This is a genomic window from Ramlibacter sp. (assembly GCF_036676645.1).
In the GTDB taxonomy this organism is placed as follows: domain Bacteria; phylum Pseudomonadota; class Gammaproteobacteria; order Burkholderiales; family Burkholderiaceae_C; genus Ramlibacter.
Window position 1 is genome coordinate 18,633 of record NZ_JAKFCM010000081.1, and the last position, 16,296, is coordinate 34,928.

At 68.2% G+C, this 16,296-nt stretch carries 14 protein-coding genes; 11 read left to right on the forward strand and 3 right to left on the reverse strand.

From position 1 onward, the window contains the following. The first annotated feature begins 25 nt into the window (after nt 1-25). On the forward strand, nt 26-481 hold the full coding sequence (locus V6M57_RS11685; protein ID WP_332815166.1) for a type II secretion system protein N: 456 nt from the start codon (nt 26-28) through the stop codon (nt 479-481). Nucleotides 482-505: 24 nt separating this feature from the next. On the opposite strand, the gene ilvA is transcribed toward V6M57_RS11685, so the two are convergent. Then, nucleotides 506-2,050 (reverse strand): threonine ammonia-lyase, biosynthetic, encoded by a 1,545-nt coding sequence (gene ilvA, locus V6M57_RS11690; RefSeq protein WP_332815167.1) that lies wholly within the window; start codon nt 2,048-2,050, stop codon nt 506-508. A gap of 260 nt (nt 2,051-2,310) precedes the next feature. Here ilvA and V6M57_RS11695 point away from each other — a divergent pair, with 260 nt between their 5' ends. Beyond that, entirely contained in the window at nt 2,311-2,760 is a 450-nt protein-coding gene (locus tag V6M57_RS11695; RefSeq protein WP_332815168.1) for an OsmC family protein, read from the forward strand. Here V6M57_RS11695 and coq7 read toward each other — a convergent pair whose 3' ends face one another. Beyond that, on the reverse strand, nt 2,761-3,378 hold the full coding sequence (coq7, locus tag V6M57_RS11700; RefSeq protein WP_332815169.1) for a 2-polyprenyl-3-methyl-6-methoxy-1,4-benzoquinone monooxygenase: 618 nt from the start codon (nt 3,376-3,378) through the stop codon (nt 2,761-2,763). A 297-nt stretch (nt 3,379-3,675) separates the two neighbouring features. Between coq7 and V6M57_RS11705 the strand changes: the two genes are divergently transcribed. The 8 genes from V6M57_RS11705 to V6M57_RS11740 all read left to right on the forward strand — a co-directional run bounded on the left by V6M57_RS11705 (nt 3,676) and on the right by V6M57_RS11740 (nt 13,614). Continuing rightward, entirely contained in the window at nt 3,676-4,773 is a 1,098-nt protein-coding gene (locus tag V6M57_RS11705) for a porin (RefSeq protein WP_332815170.1), read from the forward strand. A 177-nt stretch (nt 4,774-4,950) separates the two neighbouring features. Further along, nucleotides 4,951-6,531: an ABC transporter substrate-binding protein gene (locus V6M57_RS11710; RefSeq protein ID WP_332815171.1), complete on the forward strand. Its 1,581-nt coding sequence runs from the start codon at nt 4,951-4,953 to the stop codon at nt 6,529-6,531. Nucleotides 6,532-6,743: 212 nt separating this feature from the next. After that, entirely contained in the window at nt 6,744-7,724 is a 981-nt protein-coding gene (locus V6M57_RS11715; RefSeq protein WP_332745178.1) for an ABC transporter permease, read from the forward strand. Further along, nucleotides 7,724-8,953, forward strand: a complete 1,230-nt coding sequence (locus V6M57_RS11720; protein ID WP_332745174.1) for a M20 aminoacylase family protein — start codon at nt 7,724-7,726, stop codon at nt 8,951-8,953. The genes V6M57_RS11715 and V6M57_RS11720 overlap by 1 nt, the downstream gene beginning before the upstream one ends. Before the next feature lie 34 nt (nt 8,954-8,987). After that, on the forward strand, nt 8,988-10,562 hold the full coding sequence (locus tag V6M57_RS11725; RefSeq protein ID WP_442909629.1) for an ABC transporter substrate-binding protein: 1,575 nt from the start codon (nt 8,988-8,990) through the stop codon (nt 10,560-10,562). A gap of 64 nt (nt 10,563-10,626) precedes the next feature. Continuing rightward, nucleotides 10,627-11,538: an ABC transporter permease gene (locus V6M57_RS11730; protein ID WP_332815172.1), complete on the forward strand. Its 912-nt coding sequence runs from the start codon at nt 10,627-10,629 to the stop codon at nt 11,536-11,538. A gap of 16 nt (nt 11,539-11,554) precedes the next feature. Next, nucleotides 11,555-12,550: an ABC transporter ATP-binding protein gene (locus V6M57_RS11735; protein ID WP_332815173.1), complete on the forward strand. Its 996-nt coding sequence runs from the start codon at nt 11,555-11,557 to the stop codon at nt 12,548-12,550. Beyond that, nucleotides 12,547-13,614, forward strand: coding sequence for an ABC transporter ATP-binding protein (locus tag V6M57_RS11740; RefSeq protein WP_332815174.1), 1,068 nt, complete (start codon nt 12,547-12,549; stop codon nt 13,612-13,614). The genes V6M57_RS11735 and V6M57_RS11740 overlap by 4 nt, the downstream gene beginning before the upstream one ends. Before the next feature lie 146 nt (nt 13,615-13,760). Here the strand turns inward: V6M57_RS11740 and zwf are convergent, their stop codons facing one another. Then, complete coding sequence (gene zwf / locus V6M57_RS11745; RefSeq protein ID WP_332815175.1) at nt 13,761-15,224, reverse strand: glucose-6-phosphate dehydrogenase; 1,464 nt, start codon at nt 15,222-15,224, stop codon at nt 13,761-13,763. Nucleotides 15,225-15,348: 124 nt separating this feature from the next. Between zwf and tal the strand changes: the two genes are divergently transcribed. After that, complete coding sequence (gene tal, locus V6M57_RS11750) at nt 15,349-16,296, forward strand: transaldolase (protein ID WP_332815176.1); 948 nt, start codon at nt 15,349-15,351, stop codon at nt 16,294-16,296.

Sequence of the window (16,296 nt, forward strand, 5' to 3'; positions counted from 1 at the left end):
AATCGCTTGCCATGATAATGGCCGCATGGTGAGCAAGGGCGCGGCCAACCGGACAGTCAAGGGCGTGACCTTGCTCGTGTGGGCGGCCGCGGCTGCGAGTGCGGCCTACTGGGGGCTCAAGGTTTCCGGCCAGGGCGCCTCCGGCCCCGTCGCCGCGGCCGGCTTGCGCCAGCCTGCACCGGCCGACCCGGCGGCCATCGCGCGCCTGCTGGGTTCGAGCGCAGGGGCCGCGGCAGCGCCGGCGGCCGGCCCGCAGCCCAGTGCCGCGAGCCGCTTCCAGCTGGTCGGCGTGGTGGCCGACAAGTCGCAGCACGGTGCCGCACTGATCGTGGTGGACGGCAAGCCGGCCAAGCCGTACCGGGTCGGCGCGCGGGTCGACGAAGGCCTGGTGCTGCAGTCGGTGCAGCCGCGTCGTGCCGTGCTGGCGCCGTCCATGCAGGGGGAGCCGGCGATCACGCTGGAGCTGCCAGTCCCGCGCTGAAGTCCGCAGCGGCGGGTCGCCCCCTCAGGAGCGCAGGAACAGGCGGTAGGCCGGGTTGGCGGTTTCCTCCACGTACGGATAGCCCAGCGTCTCCAGGAAGGCCTGGAACGCGGCGTCGTCCGCCTGCGGCACCTGCAGGCCGACCAGGATGTGGCCATAGTCGGCGCCCTGGTTGCGGTAGTGGAACAGCGAGATGTTCCAGCTTGGCCGCATGTGCGACAGGAATCGCAGCAGGGCGCCGGGCCGCTCGGGGAACTCGAAGCGCAGCAGGCGCTCGTCGTGCGCCAGTCCCGAATGGCCGCCGACCATGTGGCGAAGGTGCTCCTTCGCCAGTTCGTCATGCGTCAGGTCGAGCGCCTGGAAGCCGTTGCGGGTGAAGGCCGCGGCGATGCGCGCCGACTCGCCCTTGCCGTGGGTGGCGAGGCCGACGAAGACATGGGCGGAGGCGGCGTCGCTGATGCGGTAATTGAACTCGGTGACGTTGCGCGGCCCGCCCGGCAGCGCGCCGATCAGCTCGCAGAAGCGCCGGAAGCTGCCGCGCTCCTCCGGCATGGTGACGGCCAGCAGGGCTTCGCGCTCCTCGCCGACCTCGGCGCGCTCGGCCACGAAGCGCAGCCGGTCGAAGTTCATGTTGGCGCCGCACAGGATGGCGGCGTAGGTCTCGCCGCGGGTCTTGTTCTGCGCCACGTACTGCTTGATGGCGGCCACCGCCATCGCGCCGGCCGGCTCGACGATGCTGCGGGTATCGACGAACACGTCCTTGATGGCGGCGCAGACGGCATCGGTATCGACCGTGATGAACTCGTCGACCAGCTCGCGCGCGAGCCGGAAGGTCTCCTCGCCCACCAGCTTGACCGCGGTGCCGTCCGAGAACAGGCCGACGTCGGCCAGGTTCACGCGCCGGCAGGCCTGCACCGACCGCATCATTGCGTCCGAATCGTCCATCTGCACGCCGATCACCTTGACCTCGGGCCGCACCGCCTTGATGTACGAGGCCACGCCGGAGACCAGGCCGCCGCCGCCGATCGCCACGAACACGGCGTGCAGCGGGCCCTGGTGCTGGCGCAGGATCTCCATGCCGATGGTGCCCTGGCCGGCGATCACGTCGGGGTCGTCGAACGGGTGGATGAAGGTCAGCCCTTCCCGCTCGCACAGCGTGACGGCGTGGCCGTAGGCGTCCGAGTAGCTGTCGCCGTGCAGCACGACTTCGCCGCCCAGCGCCTTGACGCCTTCGATCTTCAGTTGCGGGGTGGTGACCGGCATCACGATCACTGCGCGCGTGCCCAACCGGTGGGCGGCCATGGCGACGCCTTGCGCGTGGTTGCCGGCCGAAGCGCAGATCACGCCGCGCCGCAGTTCTTCCGGCGCCAGCTGCACCATCTTGTTGTAGGCGCCGCGCAGCTTGAAGCTGAAAACCGCCTGCTGGTCCTCGCGCTTGAGCAGCACCTTGTTGTGCAGCCGGCGGCTCAGGGCCTTGGCCGGCTCCAGCGCCGACTCCACGGCCACATCGTAGACACGCGCCGTCAGGATCTTCTTGAGGTAATCCGCCGGCTTCAGGGGCATGTTCATGAGCTGATCATAGGAGCGGGACGGCCAGGCCCCCGTTGCCGTCCCGGGTTTCCGGCCCGTGACGGGCGCCGAGAAAAAAGCCCCCGGCGCCTTGCGGTCCGGGGGCCAAGTCCACCAAACGAGAGGTGGAGGAGACAAGCGTCCGCACAACGCGATTCGTTATGCTTGGCCTCGAGTATAGCTGGACCATGCTGCGATGCAGCAACCCGGCTCGTCAGCACGACTATCGATCGCGACCGTGTCGCGGCAGGAACACATCCATGGAATGCATCGTCACATGGACCGGCGCCACGGGCACCCGGTCCGGCATGGGATTCATCGCGGAAACCGGCAGCGGCCACGTGCTGGCGATGGACGGCGCCCCCGACGAGGCAAGGCCCGAGAACGGTGGCCGCAACCTGGCGCCGCGGCCCATGGAAACCGTGCTGGCCGGCACCGGCGGCTGCACTGCCTACGACGTGGTCCTCATCCTGAAGCGCGGCCGGCACGCAGTGAGCGGTTGCTCCGTGGAATTGAAAGCCGAACGGGCGGACGCCGACCCCAAGGTCTTCACGAGCATCCACATGCACTTCAAGGTGCGCGGCAGGGGCCTGCCCGCAGCTGCCGTGGAGAGAGCGATCGCCATGAGCCACGAAAAGTACTGCTCCGCCAGCGCCATGCTGGCGAAGACCGCTGCGATCACCACCAGCTTCGAGCTGATCGAGGGCTGATCAGACGTAGTGCGCGGTGGTCGTCATCACCCGGGCGGCCGCGCGCATCAGCCCCTTGGCGAGCGGATGCAGCTCCGCCGCGCCTGCTTCGGCCGCTTGCGCGGCGTGGCCGGCCTCGTCCTCCTTCATCTGGGCGACGATGGCGCGGGAAGCGTGGTCCGACGCCGGCAGACGCTCCAGATGGCTGGCCAGGTGGGCCTCGACCTGGCGCTCCGTTTCGACCACGAAGCCCAGGCTGATGGGGTCGCCCAGGCGCCCCGCCACCAGCCCCAGGGCGAATGCGCCGGCGTACCAGAGCGGGTTGAGCAGCGAGGGCCGGGAGCCCAGTTCGTCCAGGCGTGACCGGGTCCACGCCAGATGGTCGGTCTCCTCTCGCGCGGCGCGCTCGAAGTGCTGGCGCAGCGCGGGATTGTCGGTGGCGGCGGCTTGTGCGGTGTAGAGCGCCTGCGCGCACACCTCGCCGACGTGGTTCACCCGCATCAACGCAGCCGCTTCGCGGCGCTGCGGCAAAGTGAGCGCTGTCTCATCCCCTGCCACGGTGGGGCACGGGCGAACCGCCCGATGGTGGGCGAAGAGGGTGCGAAGCGCGCTGTCGGCAGCGCCCAGGAGTCGGTCCATCGGGCGAGTTTAGGGCCGCGTCGGGCGGGTGCGGGGTTGCGAACTTTTCACGCACCGACAGGGCCTTCGGCAAGCTTGTGTTGCGTTCTTTCAACTGGTCCGGAAGCCCATGTTGTCAGGGTGCAACGAAACGTCCGCTCACGGGCTAAATACTTTGCGAAAGAAAAGCCGCTCTGGTGCAATAGCGCCAACTTCCCAAAAGGAGGTTGGCCCGGGGATCCGGCGGGAGCACGCGAGTGCCTGCATGAGCTGAGCCCTTCGAACCGGAGCCCTATGTTTAACCTTGGAGAAACTTGCATGAAAAAGTCCCTGATCGCCCTGGCCGTGCTGGCTGCCGCCGGCACCGCTTCGGCTCAGTCGTCTGTCACGCTGTTCGGCATCGTTGACGCGACGGTCCAGCGCATTTCCAACAGCGGTGGCGCCAGCGTCACCCACCTGACCGACTCGGGCTACAACAGCTCGCGCCTGGGCTTCCGTGGCACGGAAGACCTCGGCGGCGGCATGTCCGCTTCGTTCTGGCTGGAAGCCGGCGTCAACAACGACAACGGCACCGGCGATGCCACCAGCACCAACAACCAAGCTGTTGGCGCGTTCGTCCCCGGAACCGGCGCCAACGCCCCGGTCCGCGCGGGTACGCAAGGCCTGACGTTCAACCGCCGTTCCACCGTCAGCCTGGCCGGCGGCTGGGGTGAACTGCGCCTGGGCCGTGACTACACGCCCCAGTTCTTCAACCTGACCGTGTTCGATCCGTTCGGCACCAACGGTGTGGGCACCACCCAGACCCTGAACAGCATCATCACCGGCTCGACCGCCGTCCGTGCTTCCAACAGCATCGGCTACCTGCTGCCGGCCAAGCTCGGCGGCTTCTACGGCCAGCTGCAGTACTACATGGGCGAGAACCTCGACAACGTCGCCAACGAAGACGACGGCACCGGTGTCGGCGCCCGCGTCGGCTACGCTGCCGGTCCGTTCAACGTCGCGCTGTCCCTGAGCCGTACCGACAACCTGGGCGCGGACATCCAGCAGAACAACATCGGTGGCCAGTGGGATTTCGGCATGGCCAAGCTGATGGGTCACTACAGCTGGGATGAGGTGGGTGCCGTTGAAGGCAAGGGCTGGCTGATCGGCGGTCTGGTGCCGGTCGGCGCCGGCGAGATCCGCCTGGCCTTCTCGCAGTACGAGACCGATCTGGGCCTCGGCGGTGCGGATCCCAAGGCCCGCAAGCTGGCCCTGGGCTACGTGCACAACCTGTCCAAGCGGACGGCCCTGTATGCCACGTACGCTCGCGTGCGCAACAGCAACGGTTCCGCCGCCGCCGTCGCGGCTGGCGCCGGCGCCCCGGCTGTCAACGCCTCGTCCAGCGGCTTCGACCTGGGCCTGCGTCACAGCTTCTAAATCGATGGCTGGGCAACCAGCCTGAGAAAATAAGAAACTTGAAAAGCCGCCTTCGGGCGGCTTTTTTTTTTGCCCGGGTCCGGGCCAAGAGGGCGGAGAGCCGGTGGAAACCCCTTTGACGAGTCGGGGATGGCTCCTCATAGTCGCGCGTTCCCAGACAACCCCTCAAGAGGACCCATGAATTTCAAGCCCGCATTCCTGTGCATCGCGGTGGCGGCCGCGCTCGCAGGCGCTCCGGCACTGCACGCCAAGCCCTTCAAGTGGAGCAGTGCCAGCGACATTCCGACGCTGGACATCCATTCGCAGAACAACGCGCTGGGCAACGGCGTGCACGCAGCCATCTACGACTCGCTGGTGTACTACAACAGCCAGACTTTCAAGCCGGAGCCGCAGCTGGCTGAATCCTGGCGCCAGGTCACGCCCACGCAGGTGCGTTTCAACCTGCGCCAGGGCGTGAAGTTCAGCGACGGCACGCCGTTCACCGCGGACGATGTGGTGTTCTCCATCCACCGCGCCATGGCCAGGACCTCCAACTATCAGGTCTACACGCAGGGCATCGACAAGGTGGTGAAGGTCAACGACAACACCGTCGACTTCATGATGAAGGGGCCCAACCCGGTGCTGCTCAACCAGCTCACCGAACTGCGCATGATGAGCAAGGCATGGGCCGAGAAGAACAAGTCGGCCGAGCCCAAGGACATCCGCACCAAGGACGAGACCTTCGCGCACCGCAACGCGATGGGCACCGGCCAGTACATGGTCAAGGAATGGCAGCCCGACCAGCGCCTGGTGCTGGTGAAGAACCCCAATTACTGGGGCAAGACCGACAGCAACGTCACCGAGATCATCTACACCCCGATCAAGGCCGAGGCGACCCGGGTCGCGGCCCTGTTGTCCGGCGAGGTCGACTTCGTCCTCGATCCCAGCCCGCAGGACCTCGCCCGGATGCGGGCGCACCCGAACCTGAAGGTGATCGACGGCGTCGAGAACCGCACCATCTTCTTCGGCATGGACCAGCACCGCGATGAGCTGCCGGGCTCCAACATCAAGGGCAAGAATCCGCTGAAGGACCAGCGGGTGCGGCGCGCGCTGTACCAGGCCATCGACAGCGATGCCCTGCATCGTGTCACCATGCGCGGCCTGTCGCAGCCCACCGGCACCCTGGTCGCGCCGCAGGTGGCCGGCTGGACCGAGGCGGTGCACAAGCGCATGCCTTACGACGGCGAAGGCGCGAAGAAGCTGCTGGCCGAGGCCGGCTATCCGCAGGGCTTCGAAGTGGATTTCGCCTGTCCGAACAACCGCTACATCAACGACGAGGAAATCTGCCAGGCGGTCACCGCGATGTGGTCGCGCATCGGCGTCAAGGCCAAGCTGCGCACGCTGCCGCTGGTGACCTACTTCCCCATGATCCAGCGCCACGAGGCCAGCATCTACATGCTGGGGTGGGGCGTACCGACCTTTGATGCGCTGTACAGCCTGCAGTCGCTCACGCGCACCGTCGGCACGGGCGGCGACGGCAACTACAACGTGGGGCGCTACAGCAACCAGCGCATGGACTACGTGGTCGACCGGATCAAGGTGGAGACCGACCTGCCGGTGCGCAACCGGCTGCTGACCGAAGGACTGCAGCTGAGCAATGACACCGTCTCGCACATCCCGCTGCACAACCAGATCATTCCGTGGGCGATGAAGAAGTCCGTGGAGGTGGTGCACCGCGCCGACAACCGCCTCGACTGGCGTGTCGTCAAGGTGAATTGAGGCTGGAAAGGCCGGCGCAAGCCGGCCGTCCAGCCTCATCCCGGCGAAAGCCGGGATCCACGGCGGCGAAAGCCGAGATCCACTCTGGCGAAAGCCGGGAACCACGCCCAGGCGCGAACTGCTGGTCGTCAGACCGGCCCTCGCCCCGCTCGTTTCCACCCGTGGCGCGGGTGCGCGGCTCTGCTAGCATCCCTGCGCCTTCCGTATTAGCGATGCTCGCCTTCATCCTTCGCCGCCTGCTGCAGGCCGTGGTCGTCATGGTCACCGTGGCCTTCATCGCGTTCCTGCTGTTCCAGTACGTCGGCGACCCGGTCGTTTTCCTGCTGGGCCAGGACGCGACGCCGCAGCAGATCCGCGAATTGCGCGCCGACCTCGGCCTGGACCAGCCCTTCTTCGTGCAATTCGGGCACTTCCTGGTCAATGCGGTGCAAGGGGAGTTCGGGCTCAGCCTGCGCCAGGGCGCCAAGGTCTCGCGCCTGATCGCCGAGCGCTTTCCGGCGACGCTGGAACTGTCGCTGGTGGCCGCCTTCCTGGCGCTGGTGGTCGGCATTCCGATGGGCGTCTATTCGGCGCTGCGCCGGGGCACCTTCCTCAGCCAGACGTTCATGACCGTGTCGCTGCTGGGCGTGTCGCTGCCGACCTTCCTGATCGGCATCCTGCTGATCCTGGTGTTCTCCGTCACGCTCGGCTGGTTTCCCAGCTTCGGCCGCGGCGAAACGGTGCAGATCGGCTGGTGGTCGTCGGGCCTGCTGACCTCCAAGGGCTGGCACCACATCGTGCTGCCCGGCATCACCCTGGCCATCTTCCAGCTGACCCTGATCATGCGGCTGGTGCGGGCCGAGATGCTGGAGGTGCTGCGCACCGACTACATCAAGTTCGCGCGCGCGCGCGGCCTGCCTAGCCGAGCCATCCATTTCGGCCACGCGCTGAAGAACACGCTGGTTCCGGTGATGACCATCACCGGCCTGCAGCTGGGCGGCCTGATCGCCTTCGCCATCATCACCGAGACCGTGTTCCAGTGGCCCGGGATGGGGCTGCTGTTCATCCAGGCCGTGACCTTCGCCGACATCCCGGTGATGGCCGCCTACCTGTGCCTGATCGCGCTGATCTTCGTGGTGATCAACCTGGTGGTGGACCTGCTGTATTTCGCCGTCGATCCGCGCCTGCGCGTGGGCGGCGCCAAGGGGCACTGATGCTGGCGCCGGCCATCGCCACACCGCGCCTGAAGGCCAACGGCCGCGCCTTCGCGCACATCGCGCAGTTCCACCCGGAGCTGGTGGCGTTGCGGCGCGACCTGCACGCGCACCCCGAGCTCGGCTTCGAGGAGGTCTACACCGCCGCCCGGGTGCAGGAAGCCCTGCGGGTGTGCGGTGTCGACGAGATCCACACCGGCATCGGCAAGACCGGCGTGGTGGGGCTGGTCCACGGCCGTGGCCGGGGCAGCGGCCGCATGATCGGCCTGCGCGCGGACATGGACGCCCTGACCATGACGGAGCACAACGAGTTCGCCTGGAAGTCCACCCGCAGCGGCATGATGCACGGCTGCGGCCACGACGGGCACACCGCCATGCTGGTGGGCGCCGCGCGCTACCTGGCCGAGACGCGCGACTTCGACGGCACGGCGGTGCTGATCTTCCAGCCGGGCGAGGAGGGTTTCGCCGGCGCGCGCGCCATGATCGAGGACGGCCTGTTCGAGCGTTTCCCGGTCGAGGCGGTCTACGGCATGCACAACTGGCCCGGCCTGCGGCCCGGCAAGATCGGCCTGACGCCGGGGCCGATGATGGCGGCGGCCGACAAGATCACGATCGAGATCACCGGCAAGGGCGGGCACGGCGCCCATGCCTACCTGGCCACCGACCCGGTGCTGGTGGCCGCCCACATCATCACCGCGGTCCAGAGCATCGTGGCGCGCAACGTGCGGCCGCTGGACAGCGCCGTGATCAGCCTTTGCGCGATGCAGGCCGGCGACGTCCACGCGATGAGCGTGATCCCGGGCAAGGCCACCCTGGTGGGCACGGTGCGCACCTTCACGGCGGAAGTGCAGGGTCTGGTCGAGCGGCGCATGACGGAGCTGTGCAGTGCCGTCGCGCTGGGGTTCGGCGCCACGGCGTCGGTCAACTACGAGCGCATCTATCCCGCCACCACCAACACCCTGCGCGAGGCCATGTTCGCCGCCGACGTCGCCGAGTCGCTGGTCGGCGCCGACCACGTGGTGCGCGACCTCGACCCCAGCATGGGAGCGGAGGACTTCTCCTTCATGCTGCAGGTCAAGCCCGGCGCGTACATGCGCATCGGGCAGGGCGGCGAGGGCAACTGCATGCTGCACAACAGCCGCTACGATTTCAACGACGACATCCTGCCGCTCGGCTCGGCGCTGCACGCCAGCCTGGTGGAGCAGTCCATGCCGCTGCCGCCGGCCTGACCCGTTTCCCACCCGCTCACCAAGGAGCTCTCCCATGAAAATGAAGACAACCCTGATCCATGCGGCCCTGATGTGCGTGCTGGCCGGTGCGGCGTCGGCGCAGACGGTGCGCGTCGCCAACCAAGGCGATGCGCTGTCGATGGACCCGCACTCGCTCAACGAGTCGCTGCAGCTGTCGGTGACCAGCAACGTCTACGAGCCGCTGGTCGGCCGCAACAAGGACCTCTCGCTGGCCCCCGCGCTGGCCACGGCCTGGAAGCAGACCTCGCCCACGGTGTGGCGCTTCGAGCTGCGCAAGGGCGTGCAGTTCCATGACGGCACCCCGTTCACGGCCGACGATGTGCTGTTCACCATGGCGCGCACCCAGGTCGACGGCTCGGACATGAAGAGCTACACCAACGACGTGAAGGCGGTGCGCAAGGTCGACAGCCACACGGTCGAGATCGAGACCAACGACCCGTTTCCGATCCTGCCGGACGTGCTGTCGCAGGTCTTCGTCATGAGCAAGAAGTGGTGCGAGGACAACCAGGCCACCCGTCCGGTCGACCGCCGCAAGGGCGTCGAGAATGCCGCCTCCTTCCGCGCCAACGGCACCGGTCCGTACCGCCTGCGCGAGCGCCAGCCCGGCGTGCGCACGACCTTCGTTCGCAACGGCAATTACTGGGGCAAGATCGAGGGCAACGTGCAGGAGGTGATCTTCACCCCGATCGGCAACGATGCCACGCGCGTGGCTGCCCTGCTGTCCGGCGAAGTCGACGTGATGGAGCCGGTGCCGGTGCAGGACATCGACCGCGTGCGCAACTCGCCCAATGCGCAGGCGCTGGTGGCGCCCGAGCTGCGCACCATCTTCCTGGGCATGGACCAGAAGCGCGACGAACTGCTGTACTCCAGCGTCAAGGGCAAGAACCCCTTCAAGGACAAGCGGGTGCGCCAGGCCTTCTACCAGGCCATCGACATCGAGGGCATCAAGCGAACCGTGATGCGCAACGTGTCGCTGCCCACGGCCCTGATGGTGGGCCCCGGCATCAACGGCTTCAGCCAGGAGCAGAACAAGCGCCTGCCCTATGACGCGGATGCCGCCAAGAAACTGCTGACCGACGCCGGCTACCCCAACGGCTTCGAGGTGACGATGAACTGCCCGAACGACCGCTACGTCAACGACGCGCGGATCTGCCAGGCGGTGGCGGCCAACCTGTCGCGCATCGGCGTCAAGATCAACCTGCAGGCCGAGACCAAGGGCACCTACTTCCCCAAGATCCTGCGCCGCGACACCAGCTTCTACCTGCTCGGCTGGACGCCCAGCACCTACGACGCGCACAACGCCATGAACGCGCTGATGGCCTGCCCCAACGACAAGGGCGCCGGCCAGTTCAACCTGGGCAGCTACTGCAATCCCGAGTTCGACAAGCTCACGCGCGCCGTGCAGTCGGAAACCGACAAGAACAAGCGCAACGCCATGATCAAGCAGGCCTTCGACATCCACGCCAACGACGTCGGCCACCTGCCGCTGCACCAGCAGTCGCTGGCCTGGGGCGTGAGCAAGAAGGTCAAGGTGGTCCAGCGCGGCGACAACTACCTCGACTTCAAGTGGATCACCGTTTCGAAGTAATCCTCCACTAGCACACGAGCGCCGCGCGGCTCCGGCCCCGCGGCGTTCGTTCATCGGCAATCCCATGGGACAGACCCTCGCGCGCTGGTTCGACAGCGACATCGGCTACAGCTTCCGCACCTCGCCCGTGGCGATCGTGGCGGCGGCCATCGCCTTCATCTGCGCGTTCTGCTCGGCCTTCGCCGGCTGGGTGGCTCCGCACGACCCGTTCGACCTGACCACGCTGGTGCTGTCCGATGCCCGCCTGCCGCCGGCCTGGCACCCGGACGGCAGCAGCAAGTACCTGCTGGGCACCGACGACCAGGGCCGCGACATCCTCTCGGCACTCATGTATGGTTCGCGCATCTCCCTCGTCGTCGGGCTGGCCTCGGTGTTCTTCTCGATGCTGATCGGGGTGGCGCTGGGCCTGCTGGCCGGCTTCAAGGGCGGCTGGATCGACGGCCTGCTGATGCGCCTGTGCGACGTGATGCTGAGCTTTCCGGCCATCCTGGTGGCGCTGCTGATCGCCGGCGTCGGCCGGGCGATGTTCCCGGACGCGCACAACACCGTGGCCTTCGGCGTGCTGATCGTGGCGCTCACGCTGACCGGCTGGGTGCAGTACGCGCGCACGGTGCGCGGTTCCACCCTGGTGGAGCGCAACAAGGAATACGTGCAGGCGGCGCGCGTGACCGGCGTGGCACCGCTGCGCATCATGGTGCGGCACGTGCTGCCCAACGTCACCGGCCCGGTGCTGGTGCTGGCGACCATCCATGTCGCCACCGCCATCATCACCGAGGCCACGCTGTCGTTCCTGGGCGTGGGGGTGCCGCCCACCTCGCCTTCCCTGGGCACGCTGATCCGGGTGGGCAACGACTACCTGTTCTCGGGCGAGTGGTGGATCACCATCTTCCCGGGGGCCATGCTGGTGCTGATTGCGTTGTCGGTGAACCTGCTGGGCGACTGGCTGCGCGACGCGCTCAACCCTCGATTGCAGTAACGGGCCCCGCATTCCGATGAGCCTGCTCGAAGTCAAGAACCTGGTCGTCGAGTTCCCCGGCCGCCGCGGCACGCTGCGGGCCCTGGACGACATTTCCTTCTCCATTGCGCCGGGTGAGGTCCTCGGCGTGGTCGGCGAGTCCGGCGCCGGCAAGAGCCTGACCGGCGCGTCCATCATCGGCCTGCTGGAGCCGCCCGGACGCGTCGCCTCCGGCCAGATCCTGCTGGAGGGCCAGCGCATCGACAACCTGCGGGCCGAGCAGATGCGGCACATCCGCGGCCGCAAGATCGGCGCCATCTTCCAGGACCCGCTCACTTCGCTGAACCCGCTGTACACCATCGGCCGGCAGCTGGTGGAGACCATCCAGGCCCACCTGCCGGTGGACGGGGCCGAGGCGCGCCGGCGTGCCATCGGCCTGCTGGAGGACACCGGCATCCCGGGCGCGGCCGACCGCATCGACCACTTTCCGCACCAGTTCTCCGGCGGCATGCGCCAGCGGGTGGTGATCGCGCTGGCGCTGGCGGCCGAGCCCAAGCTGATCGTCGCCGACGAGCCGACCACCGCGCTGGACGTGTCGATCCAGGCCCAGATCATCCAGCTGCTCAAGCGCATCTGCCGCGACCACGGGGCGGCCGTCATGCTGATCACGCACGACATGGGCGTGATCGCCGAAACCTGCGACCGGGTGGCCGTGATGTATGCCGGCCGCATCGCCGAGATCGGCCCGGTGCACGAGGTGATCAACGCGCCGGCCCACCCCTACACGACCGGGCTGATGGCGTCCATCCCCGACATGGAGAGCGACCGCGAGCGGCTCAACCAGATCGACGGCTCCATGCCGCGGCTGAACGCGATCCCGCCGGGCTGCCCCTACAACCCGCGCTGCCCGCGCGTGTTCGATCGCTGCACGCGCGAGCGGCCCGACCTGCTGCCGGCCGGGGCCACTCGCGCGGCCTGCTGGCTGCACGACACGCAGCAGCGCACCGCCGCTGCCGCCGGGGTCGCCGCATGAGTGCCGTCGCCTCCGAATCGGCAACCGCGCGGCCGCCGCGAACGGACGGCACGGCAACGCCCCTGGCCGGCCCCGCACCGCTGGTGCAGGCACGCGACCTGGCCAAGACCTTCGACGTGTCTGCGCCCTGGCTCAACCGGGTCCTGGAGCGCAAGCCGCGCCAGTTGCTGCATGCCGTGGATGGGGTCAGCTTCGACATCCAGAAGGGCCAGACGCTCGCGCTGGTGGGCGAATCCGGCTGTGGCAAAAGCACGGTGGCGCGCTTGCTGGTGGGCCTGTACGAGCCCACCCGCGGCGACCTGCTGTTCGACGGCATCGAGGCGCACCGGGTGTTCAAGACCGGCGAAGGCCGCAAGTTGCGCCGGCGCATCCAGATGATCTTCCAGGATCCCTATGCCAGCCTGAACCCGCGCTGGAAGGTGGAGGACACCGTGGCCGAGCCGCTGCGCGAGCACGGCATCCTGAGCGGTGCCGCGGAACTGAGGGAGCGGGTCGGCCAGTTGCTGCAGGGCGTGGGCCTGTCGCCGCTGGACATGGTGAAGTACCCGCACCAGTTCTCCGGCGGCCAGCGCCAGCGCATCTCGATCGCGCGCGCGCTGGCCACCGAGCCGGATTTCCTGGTGTGCGACGAGCCGACCAGCGCGCTGGACGTCTCGGTGCAGGCGCAGGTGCTCAACATCATGAAGGACCTGCAGCGCAAGCAGGGCCTGACCTACCTGTTCATCTCGCACAACCTGGCGGTGGTGCGCCACGTGTCCGACCAGGTCGGCGTGATGTACCTCGGCCGGCTGGTGGAGCTGGCCGGCAAGCACCAGCTGTTCGGCCAGCCGCGGCACCCGTACACGCGCATGCTGCTGGACGCGATTCCGAAGATGCACGACACGGGGCGGGCGCGCACGCCGGTGCAGGGCGAGGTGCCCAACCCGCTGAACCCGCCCTCGGGCTGCGCCTTCAACCCGCGCTGTCCGCATGCCAACGACCGCTGCCGCACCGAGCGGCCGGCCCTGCTGACGATCGGCGGGATCAAGGTGGCCTGCCACGCGGTGGAGGAAGGGCGGATCTGAGCGGCACGCCTGGGGAGGTCATGGCGGCGCCGGGCCGCAAACCGAGGTTATCGCGGCCTCGAGCCGCAATCCATCTCCCACGCGTGGCCGGCCTTCGCCGCAATGACACGCAGCGGCGCCGCCGCCCGCCGCCCGCGTCGTCCGCGTTACTGCTCCTCGCTCCAGCAGAACCCGTCGCGCGCGATCATGGCGCTGGCCGCGCTGGGCCCCCAACTGCCGGCGGCGTAGGTGCGCAGGCCCGCTTCGTTCCCGGGGGCCCACGCCTCCAGCAGCGGCTCGACCCAGCGCCAGGCGGCTTCCTGCTCGTCGCTGCGCACGAACAGGTTGAGCCGTCCATCGATCACGTCCAGCAGCAGCCGCTCGTACGCCCCCACCCGCTGCGAGCCGAAGCGCTGGTCGAAATCCAGGTTCAGGTGCACCGGCACCAGCGGCTGCGTCTGCAGCGGCCGCCCCTGCTGCTGGCCTTGCGCCAGCAGGTGCAACTCCAGTCCGTCGCGCGGCTGCAGGTTGATCACCAGCCGGTTGGCCGCGCCCAGTGGCGCGCGGAAGATGGCGTGCGGGGCCGGCCGGAAGTTGACCACGATGTGCGCGTCGCGCGCGGCCAGTCGCTTGCCGGTGCGGATGTAGAACGGCACGCCGGCCCAGCGCCAGTTGGCGATCTCGGCGCGCAGCGCAACGAAGGTCTCGGTCGTGCTGTCGGGCGCGACACCGTGCTCGTCGCGGTAGGCGCGCACCGGCTCGCCCCGCACGCTGCCGGAGCCGTACTGCCCGCGGATCGCGTGCTGGCCGATGGCCTCGCTGGTCCAGGGGCGCAGCGAGCGCAGCACCTTGAGCTTCTCGTCGCGGATCGCGTCGGCGTCCGAGCTGATCGGCGGCTCCATGGCCAGTGCGCACACCAGCTGCAACGCATGGTTCTGCACCATGTCGCGCAGCGCGCCGGTGCTGTCGTAGAAGGCGCCGCGCTTCTCCACCCCCAGATCCTCGGCAATGGTCAGCTGGATGTTGGCGATGGTCTCGCGCCGCCAGAGGGGCTCGAACAGCGCGTTGCCGAAGCGCAGCGCGAACAGGTTCTGCACCGACGGCTTGCCCAGGTAGTGGTCGATGCGGAAGATCTGCTGCTCGGGGAAGACATGGCGCACGGTGTCGTTGATCGCGCGGTTCGACGCGAGGTCGTGGCCCAGCGGCTTTTCCAGGACGATGCGGGTGGCCGGCGTGTTCAGCCCGGCCGCCGCCAGCTGCTCGCAAACGGTCGTGAACAGCGCTGGCGAGGTGGCCAGGTACATCACCACCGTGGCGGCGTTGCGCTGCTGCAGCCGCTCTTTCAGGGCGCCGTAATCCTCGGGCCGGGACAGGTCCAGCCGCTGGTAATGCAGCATCCGGGCGAAGCGGCCGAACTCGTCCGGGCCGGGGCGCTTGTCGAGCTCGACGCGGGCGAAGCGTTCCTCGATGAGGCGGCGGAATTCCTCGTCGCCGAGGTGGTCGCGGGCGATGCCGATGATGCGGCCGTCGCGCGGCAGGGTGCCATGGCGGAACGCCTGGAACAGCGCAGGCATCAGCTTGCGCCAGGCCAGGTCGCCGGTTCCGCCGAAAAGAACGAGGTCGAAGCTCATGGGCAGGACAAGGGTGGACCGGCTACTTTAATGGCCTTGCCGCGGCCCCGGTGCTCCCGGCCGCCGACAGGCCAGCGGTGCGGCCAGGTCATGGACGGGCACCCCCGAGCCCATAATTCCCGGCATGAACCAACTCCAGGCCCTCAAGCAGTTCACCACCGTGGTCGCCGACACGGGCGACTTCCGGCAGCTCGCGCAGTTCCATCCCCAGGACGCGACGACCAACCCCTCGCTGATCCTCAAGGCGGTGCAGAAGCCCGACTACGCGCCGCTGCTGCAGGAGACCATGGCCAAGTTCCGCCACAAGCCGCTGGACGAGACCATGGACCGGCTGCTGGTGCGCTTCGGCCGCGAGATCCTGTCCCTCATTCCGGGCCGGGTATCGACCGAGGTCGATGCGCGGCTGAGCTTCGATACCAACGCAACGCTCACGCGCGCCGAGCGCATCGTCGAGCTCTACCAGGCCGAGGGAGTGCCGGTCGATCGCGTGCTGATCAAGGTCGCCTCGACCTGGGAGGGCATCCAGGCCGCCCAGCGGCTGGAGCAGCGCGGCATCCGCACCAACCTCACCCTGCTGTTCTCGTTCTGCCAGGCGGTGGCCTGCGGCCAGGCCAAGGTGCAGCTGATCTCGCCTTTCGTCGGCCGCATCTATGACTGGTACAAGAAGAGCGCCGGCGCTGCGTGGGACGAGGCGGCCAACGCGGGTGCCAACGACCCCGGCGTCAAGTCGGTGCGGCAGATCTGGCTGCACTTCAAGCATTTCGGCATCCGCACCGAGGTGATGGGCGCGAGCTTCCGCAACACCGGCCAGATCCTGGCGCTGGCCGGTTGTGACCTGCTGACGATCAGCCCCGAACTGATGGCCCAGCTGGCGACCACCGATGCGCCGGTCGAGCGCGCGCTGGATGCCGGGCAGGCCCGCCAGATGGATCTGCAGCCGGTCAACTATGACGAGGCGGGGTTCCGCTACGCGCTCAACGAGGACGCGATGGCCACCGAGAAGCTGGCCGAGGGCATCCGCGCCTTCGCCGCCGATGCGGTCAAGCTCGAGAAGCTGATGAAGGAGGCCTGA